The following is an 8,528-nucleotide window of genomic DNA, read 5'->3' on the forward strand; positions in this document are numbered from 1 at the left end:
CGGTATGCATGCAGCCGGCCGGGCGCCCGCCCCTGGCCATGCACGCTCGTCCGGAACGACATCACCCACTCTGGGCTTCACGCGCCGGACGTTATGGCGTCGCGCTCCTCGCCTTCGTCGCGGCGTGGCTCATCCAGACGTGCGTGGCGTCGTTCATCCCAGCCACCCCGTTCCTGTTCTTCTTCGGCGCGGTGATGGTGTCCGGCTGGTGGGGCGGATGGGGCCCCGCCCTGGCGACGACGCTCCTGTCCGTCGTGGTGGTGGACTTCTACTTCCTGGAGCCACTGCTCACCCTGATGCCGGGCACGGGAGGGGCTGTCTCGCTCGCGGTCTTCGTCGTGCTCGCGCTGCTGATGACGAAGCTGAACGTCATGCTGCGCAAGGCCAACGCGGAGCGGGCGCAGCTGCTGGAGCGGGAGCGGGCAGCCCGAAACGAGGCGGAGGCTGGGCAGGCCCAGCTCCACGCGCTCTTCCGGGACGCGCCCGCCGGCATCATCCTCATGCATGGCCCCCGGCACATCTATTCCTTCTCCAACACGATGAACAACACGCTGATGGGGACGGACACGCTGGTGGGCCAGGAGGCGAGCAAGGCACTGCCGTGGGCGGAGTCGCGAGGCTTCATCACCTTGCTGGACGAGGTCTACCGCACCGGCGTCCCTTTCACGGGCAACGCGGTGCCGTTCCCCCGCAAGCCCCCCAATGACGAGATACAGGAGACGTATCTCAACATCGTGTATCAGCCCACGCGGAACGAGCAGGGCGAGGTCGACGGCATCGCCGGCTTCGGGTTCGACGTGACGGACCTGGTCCGGGCCCGACAGCGCGCCGAGGCCCTGACGCACGAGCTCCAACTGGCCGAGGCACGTGACTGGCTCCTCGCGGAGTCGGGCGCGGTGCTGGCGTCGTCGCTCGACGACGAGACGACGCTGCGGAACATGGCGAAGCTGGTGGTGCCCACGTTCGCGGACTGGTGCCTCGTCGACGTGGCGGAGCCGGATGGGACGTTCCGGCGGCTGGAGGCGGCGCACTTCCGGCTCGAGGACGACGCGCTGGCCGAGGACATCCTCCGCTTCGGATTGCAGCCCAGCGGCAATCCGGGGCATCCCCCCACGGGCGCCTTGCTGAAGGCGGAGACGGTCCACGTCGAGCTTTTGACCCGGGAGCGCATTCACGAGCTCGCGCACGACGCGGAACACGCCCGGGTGCTGGAAGCGATAGGGCCCGTCTCCTACATCTCCGTGCCATTGATTGCGCGCGGACAGGTGTTGGGGGTGCTCAGCTTCATCCACGCCCACTCCGGCCGGCATTACTCGACGTCAGACCTGGCGTTCGCCAAGGAGCTGGCACACCGGGCCGCGCTCTCCCTGGAGAATGCCCGGCTCTATGCGGAGGCTCGGGAGGCCATCCGTCTGCGCGATGAGTTCATGTCCATTGCCAGCCACGAGCTGAAGACGCCGCTCACCCCGCTGAGCCTGAAGCTCCAGGCGCTCTCGCGCGAGCTGGCCCGCCACCCGGGCCCGGTTCCTCGCGACCTGGTGGAGAGCTACGTGGCGGTGGGCGCACGGCAGGTGCAGAAGCTGGCGGAGCTGGTGGGCGACCTGCTCGACGTGTCGCGCATCTCCGCGGGGCGGCTCTCGCTGGAGCTAGAGGAACTGGAGCTGGGGTCGCTCGTCCGGGACGTCGTCACCCGGTATGAACCCCAGGCCGCGCGCACCGGCTCCTCCTTGCAATTGGAGGCCGGAGACTTCGACATCCTGGGCCGGTGGGACCGGCTGCGGCTGGAGCAGGTCATCACCAACCTGGTGGACAACGCCGTGAAGTACGGCAACGGCAGGCCCATCCACGTGCGCCTGGAGCCACATGACGGCGGAGCGAAGCTGACGGTGCGGGATGAGGGCATCGGCATCGAGCCCCAGCATCTGCCCCGCCTCTTCGGCCGCTTCGAACGCGCCGTGTCCGAACGCAACTACGGTGGCCTGGGCCTGGGCCTGTACATCACCCGCACGCTGGTGGAGGCCATGGGCGGCCGGGTCCACGTGGAGAGCAGGCTGGGGCGAGGCTCCACCTTCACCGTGGAGCTGCCCAGCCACCTGGGCGCGGAGCAGGCCCGTCAGGCCCCCTGACGGTCGTTTCCAGACGCGAAGGTCATGCGCGGCCGGGAGTCTCCAGTTAGAGGGGCGTCACCACGAGGAAGGAGCGAGGGACATGGAGACTCGGAAGCTGGGAAGGCAGGGCCCCACCGTTTCGGCGCTGGGCCTGGGCTGCATGGGGATGTCCGACTTCTACGCGGGCAGGGATGACGCGGAGTCGGAGGCCACGCTGCTGCACGCGCTGGAGCGGGGCATCACCTTCTTCGACACCGCCGACATGTACGGGTCGGGCGCCAACGAGACGTTGGTGGGCCGGGTGCTCAAGCCGCACCGGGCGAACATCGTGCTGGCGACGAAGTTCGGCATCGTCCGCGACCCCACGGACCCGCAGAAGCGCGGCATCAACGGACGGCCGGAGTACGTGAGGCAAGCTTGCGAGGCCAGCCTGCGCCGGCTGGGCGTGGATGTCATCGACCTGTACTACCTGCACCGGTTGGACACGCAGACGCCCATCGAGGACACGGTGGGCGCCATGGCGGAGCTGGTGCGCGAGGGCAAGGTGCGCTTCCTCGGCCTGTCGGAGGTGGACGCGGACACGCTGCGCCGGGCCTCGAAGGTACATCCCATCACCGCGCTCCAGAGCGAGTACTCCCTGTGGAGCCGTGAGCCGGAAGACGGCGTGCTCCAGGCGTGCCGCGAGCTGGGCGTGGGCTTCGTTCCCTACAGCCCGCTGGGACGCGGCTTCCTCACGGGGCAAATCAAACGCTTCGAGGACCTGGCGCAGGACGACTACCGCCGCTTCTCGCCCCGCTTCCAGGGGGAGAACTTCACGCGCAACCTGGAGCTCGTCGGCCACATCGAGCGGCTGGCGAAGGAGAAGGGATGCACTCCGGCGCAGCTCGCGCTCGCGTGGGTACTGGCACAGGGGAAGGACCTGGTGCCCATCCCCGGCACCAAGCGCCGCAAGTACCTGGACGAGAACCTCGGCGCGCTGGAGGTGACGCTCACGGACCAGGACGTGGCCGCCATCAACGCCGTCGCGCCTCCGGGCGTCGCCGCGGGTGGGCGCTATCCGCCGTCCATGCAGTCCTCGCTGCCCAAGGCGTCCCAGCCGCGCGGCCAGTGAGCTGAAGCGAGGCTGAGGGGTGCCCCCTTCAGCTTCGAATACGAGGAAGCTGGGCGTGCGGCTGCCATGCGCCGTCGCCGCCCAGACAGTAACGGCAGGTGGCCAGCGGCGTCTCCCGTTCGAGGTAGCCGAGCATCTGGCCCAGCAGGTCCGGCGTATCGAGCGGCACGCCGTCGACCTCGCCCAGCGCGGGCATCTCCGGGTACGTGCCGCCGAGCACCGTCGCCACGTGCGGCGGACGCGTGCAGGCGTAGAAGCGGCCCGCGTGGACCAGGTGACAGCGGACCTTCAACCAGCAACGCGCGTGGATGCCTCGCACGGCGTCTTCGGAGTCGTGCGGCGCCTCCGGCGTGAGTTGCTGGAAGGCGTCGATTCGCTTCACCGTGAGGAAGACGCCGTGCTGGTCGCAGCGCTCGGTGATGCGGGCGATGGAGCGCTCCGGCAGCGGCGCGGAGGTGTAGACGGACAGGGTCATCCGGTCCAGGCGCTCGTAGACCGCATCGGGGGCGCTCTGCGCGAGGAAGCCGTTGGTGGTGACGGACACCTGCGGGGAGATGCCCGAGGCGCGCACGGCATCCAGCACCGCGGGCAGGTCGGGGTGGAGGAAGGGCTCGCCGCCGGTGAGCTTGAAGACGTTGGGCCGGAGGGCTCGGGCCAGCTGGCGCAAGTCATGGCCCAGGGCAGCCGGGTCCACGGACCAGGCAGGCAGGTGCGGCGACAGCGGGCAGCACTGCACGCAGCGCAGGTTGCAGTGCGTGGCGACATGCGTCTCCAGGGACCAGGTGAGGATGCGTCCGTCTTGGAGCTCGTAGCGCACGGCGGGACTATACGAGGTTGCCCGGGGCCCCTGCCGCTTGTCACAGTACCCGCGTGTCTCACGCTTCCGGCGGAATGCTCGCCACCCTGCCCCGCTACCAGTCATCGGCGCGCCTGGCGCCGTCTGTGTGGCGGCTGAATCCCTCGGGGCTGGCACCAGAGGCCGTCGCTGCATTCCTGCGGCATGCGCTGCCTCCCGACGGCAGCGTGTTCCAGGGCGTGCGCCAGGTTCCGGGCGGATTGCCTCGTGTGCGTCGGAGCGAGGGGACTCCGGAGACGCGTGAGGATGAAGACAGGCTGGCGGAACGGCTCGTGGCCGCGCTGGCGGACAGCGTGGGCAAACACCTGGCGGCGGGCGCGGTGGACGTCAGCCTGAGCGGCGGCGTGGACAGCGCCGCGTTGTGCGCCCTGGCCGCGCGGCAGGCGCCCGGGCGCGTGCGCGCCTGGACCATGGATGTCCACTTCGCGGATGCCACGGAGCGACGGAATGCCCGGACGGTGGCGAACACGGCCGGAGTCGAGTTGGTCGACGTGTCCGTTCCAGACGCGGTGCTACCAGAGCTGTTCGAGCCCGCCGTCCTGAGTCAGGAGACGGCCATCCTCAACGCCCGCGCCGTGGCCAGCCATGCCTTCTACGCGGAGGCCCGAAGGCAGGGCGCCTCCACGTTGCTGAGCGGCGCGGGCGCGGATGAGGTGCTCATGGGCAACCCGGCGGCGCTCGCGGGTGCGGCGGCCCGTGTGACGGAGGACCGGCGCCTCGTGCATGAGGTGCTGCACCCAGGGCCTGTGGACAACTTGGGGGTGGATCAGCGGGTACTTCGCCTTCCGTGGGACGCGGAGCTGGCTTCCGGTGTTGAGGATCACCCCGAAGAGGTCCGCTACGCGGCCTGGGTGCTGTGGGAGCTGGTGCTGCCTCCCGAGCTCCGGAGCGCGGGCGCACATGGCGTGAACGTGTGCACGCCCTACCTGGACGCGGACTTCGCGGACGTGGCGCTGGGACTCCCCTTGGGCGTGCTCGCGCGGCACGGGGCCGGCAAGTGGCTCTTCCGGCATGCGGTGCGCTCGCTGGTGCCGGATGAGGTCCGGTGGGCCCGGAAGACACCGCGCTATGCGCACACCGCGCTCTCCAGCCCCGTCCGCGCGCGTTGGCTGGAGCTGTACCGGGAATGGCTCACACCGGCCCGGCTGGCGCCGTTGGAGTGCGTCGACGCGGGCGCGACCCGGGCGCTGCTGGAGCGCTACGCACGTCTGGCCGCCGACGCTCCCGAGGCGAGTGCCATGGACCGGCTGTTGATGCGGTTGTGCTCCCTCGTCATGCTCCACGCCCACGCCAGCGCCCGTCCCCCATGTCCCGAATCCTGATTGCCACCTCCCCCGAGAAGGGCCACCTCAACCCCATGGCCGGTGTCGCGCAGTGGCTGCGCCGCATGGGCCACCACGTGGGCTGGCTGTGCATCCCCGAGCCCGCGCCGCAGCTCGAGCGGCTGGGCGTGGAGGTGCTGACGTTGCCCCACGCCGAGGCGCCCGTGCCCGCCATCGAGACGGGAGGCGAGGCGCTCGCGCGGTTGGTGCTCGATGAAGCGGCGCTGGGGCAATGGATTCGCGGCCTGTTGATTGACGCCGTCCCCTTGCTGCTGGCGCCGGTGCACGAGGCCGTCGAGCGCTTCCGTCCGGATGTCATGGCCTTGGACGGCATGCAGTACGCCGCCGTGCTGGCCGCCCATGCGTTGCGAATCCCCTGGGCGGGCGTGTCCTCCGCGCTGTCGCTGCTGGAGCCGCCCATCGATTACGGCCTGCGCCGCAACGTGCGCGCGCTGGCCGATGAGCGACAGGCCCTGTTCGCCCGCCACGGCTTCGATGCCCGCTTCCGCAACTGTGAGTGCCTGTCGCCAGACCTCAACGTCATCTTCGCCACCGAGGCCTTCCTGGGCTCCGACGCAGGCCTGCCTCCCGCCACACACCTGGTCGGGCCGTCACAGCCTCCGGAGGCGCGCGGTGACGAGGTGGACTTCCCGTGGGAGCAGCTGGGCTCCAAGCCCGTGGTGTACGTGTCTTTCGGCAGCCAGATTTCGTGGCAACCCGATTTGTTTCAGACGATGACCGAGGCCGCCGCGCCCCTGGGCGTCACCGTGGTGCTCAGCGCGGGTGAGCTGGCTGATACAGGCTTTATTCACAGCCTTCCCGGGGACGTGGTCGCCGTGCCATACACACCTCAGCGACAACTGTTATCACGAGTCTCCGTGCTCGTATCTCACGGCGGCGCCAACTCCGTCATGGAGGCGCTGACCGAAGGCGTTCCGATGCTGCTCCTGCCTGTCTGCAACGACCAGCCCATCCAGGCGCACTTCCTGGCGAAGTCGGGCGCGGGACTCGTGCGGGCGCCGCGCTCGCTCTCCGTGGGGGACTGCCGCGAAGCGCTGCGACAGCTGCTGGAGCCGGGCACGGTGCTGCGACAGCGGGTGGCCGGCATCGCCGCGTCCTACCAGGCGCGTGACGGCGCGAAGGACGCCGCTGAACGCATCCTCCGACTCGTGGCGTGAGTGATTGCATGCGTGATTGGGACGTGTGGCGGCTGGTGCTGCCGGGTGTGTCGCCGCTGGAGGTGTGGAACCTGCCCGTGATGGGGCGCGAGCTGTGGGAGTTGCTCGGGGCGCCTCGCGTGGATGCGGACCGTCGCGCGGGGGTTCCCGAGCCGGCGCTCGCGGGCCGACTGGGCCCGGCGCTCGCGGTGGCGCTGTCCACGCTGGTGAAACGGCACGCGGTGGATGCCGTGTGGCTCAGTGGCGGATTGGTGTGCCTGGAGGGCTTCGGTGCCATGCTCTCGAGTGTGTCCACCGCGCTTCCCTGCCCTGTGTACGTGGCGGAGCGCCCACTCTTCGCGCCAGCCCTGGCGGGACTGCGTCTGCTGGCGCCGCTCGCGCCCGCGCATCCGGTGGCGCTCGACGTGGGACAGACGGGCATCAAGTGTGTGAGTCACACAGCGGACTCGCGCATCTTCGAGCGCGACGCCGCGCGGTTGCCCCGGTACTTCATCGGCATGGCGCGGCCCCCAGACAGGCGCCATGTGAAGGCAGCGGTGGCGTTCATCGCCAGTGCCCTGCGCGTGTTCTCGGCACGGCTGCCCGATGCCCTGTGCCTCGCGCTGCCGTGTCCGCTGGACGCGTCGCTGGTCCCCGGGGGCTGCACCTACGGCTGGGAAGGCCACGAGTCGCTGGTGGCGGACATCCTCCAGGCGGCCATGGGGAACGAAGGCCGCGGGACGGCGCTGGTGCTCAATGACGCGGAGCTGGCCACGGAGGCCGCGCGGGGGGATTCGCGGCTGGCGAACCACTCGCGCGTGTTGTGTCTCACATTGGGCTTCGGGCCGGGTGGCGCGTTGCTGGAACGGCGGTAACCGGGCGCTCGCCCAGGCTCAGTGCAGGTCCAACTCCTTCTTGGGCGCGATGTCGGGGCGCTGCTTCGTCACCAACGCCTTCGCGGTGCTGAAGAGCACCTTGAGCTTTCCGCCTGCCGGGTGGACGTATTCGGCGTGCTCGGGCGTGAAGCGCAGCAGGGCGATGTCACCCTCATCCGGGCCCTGTGGAAACCAGGGCCTCCAGCCAGGCTCCCACAAGTCATGGATGGCCCTCCGGTCGCGGACGATTTCCACCACGCCCGACACGGAGAGATACGTGGCGCTGTCCTCCGACGCGTGGAAGGCGAGCGAGCAGTGTGGGTCCGACTCCAGGTCCTGCACCTTCTGCGTGTCCGTCCAGGTGGCGAACCAGAGCACGGTGCCGGACTTGTGCTTCTTCGCCACCGCCATGGGCCGCGTGTGGAAGTGTCCGTCCGCCCCCCGGGTGGTGAGGAGCGCGGTGTCATAGTGCTTCAGCAGTTCCTCGAACTCCCGGCGGTCTCCCTGGATGACACCCTGCGACTGTTTCATGATGCGCTCGCCTGACTGTTCCATGGGGCTGACCTTTCGTTCGCCATCGTGAAGTTCCTGGAGAACGTAGGGACGCGCGGGCCGCGGGGAAGCAGCAGGGCTGGAGTCGCGTGGACCGCTTCCTTGGTGGGCCGGTCGCCGTAGAGCAGACAGCCCCCCGCCTCCAGGCAGATGACGCGCGAATCAGGCCGTCCGCCCTGTCCCCTCCGGCGCGGCCTTGCACCTCGCTGTTCGGAAATGTCGGGACATTTGGCGGCGGTCTCAACCGGTGAACGCACCAGTCAGGATGCGCTGAAGGCGAGCGCATCCGGGAGAGGTGCCCGGTGGAGAGTCGAGGCAAGCTCGGCAGGATGAGTGGAGAGGACTGGCTGGAGGTGCAGCGTGCGGTGGCCGCCGGGCAGACGCAGGAGGCGGCAGCGCGGGCGGTCGGGGTGAATGAGCGCACGCTGCAGCGCCTGTTGAGGCGTGCGGGCGGCATCCGGCGGCCGCCGCGCGTGCGCTCTGCCTTGCGTTTGAGCGTGGCCGAGCGCGAGGAGGTGTCTCGTGGCGTGCAGGCGGAAGAGTCCAT

The 8,528-nt window shown here is 69.7% G+C and carries 8 protein-coding genes; 6 read left to right on the plus strand and 2 right to left on the minus strand.

Annotation, left to right across the window (positions count from 1 at the left end):
- Positions 1-38: 38 nt before the first annotated feature.
- On the plus strand, positions 39-2,126 hold the full coding sequence (locus BLU09_RS37390) for a PAS domain-containing sensor histidine kinase (protein WP_244172407.1): 2,088 nt from the start codon (positions 39-41) through the stop codon (positions 2,124-2,126).
- 82 nt (positions 2,127-2,208) lie between these two features.
- Positions 2,209-3,219, plus strand: a complete 1,011-nt coding sequence (locus BLU09_RS37395) for an aldo/keto reductase (protein ID WP_090495929.1) — start codon at positions 2,209-2,211, stop codon at positions 3,217-3,219.
- 28 nt (positions 3,220-3,247) lie between these two features.
- Here BLU09_RS37395 and BLU09_RS37400 read toward each other — a convergent pair whose 3' ends face one another.
- Positions 3,248-4,036: a radical SAM protein gene (locus BLU09_RS37400; RefSeq protein WP_090495930.1), complete on the minus strand. Its 789-nt coding sequence runs from the start codon at positions 4,034-4,036 to the stop codon at positions 3,248-3,250.
- A gap of 74 nt (positions 4,037-4,110) precedes the next feature.
- Between BLU09_RS37400 and BLU09_RS37405 the strand changes: the two genes are divergently transcribed.
- The 3 genes from BLU09_RS37405 to BLU09_RS37415 are packed head-to-tail and all read left to right on the plus strand — an operon-like array spanning position 4,111 to position 7,429.
- Entirely contained in the window at positions 4,111-5,397 is a 1,287-nt protein-coding gene (locus BLU09_RS37405; protein WP_244172408.1) for an asparagine synthase-related protein, read from the plus strand.
- A complete protein-coding gene (locus BLU09_RS37410; protein WP_090495932.1) occupies positions 5,382-6,575 on the plus strand; it encodes a glycosyltransferase in 1,194 nt (397 codons plus the stop codon). Before BLU09_RS37405 ends, BLU09_RS37410 begins: the two co-directional genes overlap by 16 nt.
- A gap of 8 nt (positions 6,576-6,583) precedes the next feature.
- Positions 6,584-7,429, plus strand: coding sequence for an ROK family protein (locus tag BLU09_RS37415; RefSeq protein ID WP_244172410.1), 846 nt, complete (start codon positions 6,584-6,586; stop codon positions 7,427-7,429).
- Between the two features lie 18 nt (positions 7,430-7,447).
- Here the strand turns inward: BLU09_RS37415 and BLU09_RS37420 are convergent, their stop codons facing one another.
- Positions 7,448-7,960, minus strand: coding sequence for a pyridoxamine 5'-phosphate oxidase family protein (locus BLU09_RS37420; protein WP_244172412.1), 513 nt, complete (start codon positions 7,958-7,960; stop codon positions 7,448-7,450).
- A gap of 350 nt (positions 7,961-8,310) precedes the next feature.
- Here BLU09_RS37420 and BLU09_RS37425 point away from each other — a divergent pair.
- Positions 8,311-8,528: helix-turn-helix domain-containing protein (locus BLU09_RS37425; RefSeq protein WP_143043273.1), on the plus strand; the 218-nt coding region annotated here is incomplete at its 3' end.

It is taken from the genome of Myxococcus virescens (genome assembly GCF_900101905.1).
GTDB classification, from domain to species: domain Bacteria; phylum Myxococcota; class Myxococcia; order Myxococcales; family Myxococcaceae; genus Myxococcus; species Myxococcus virescens.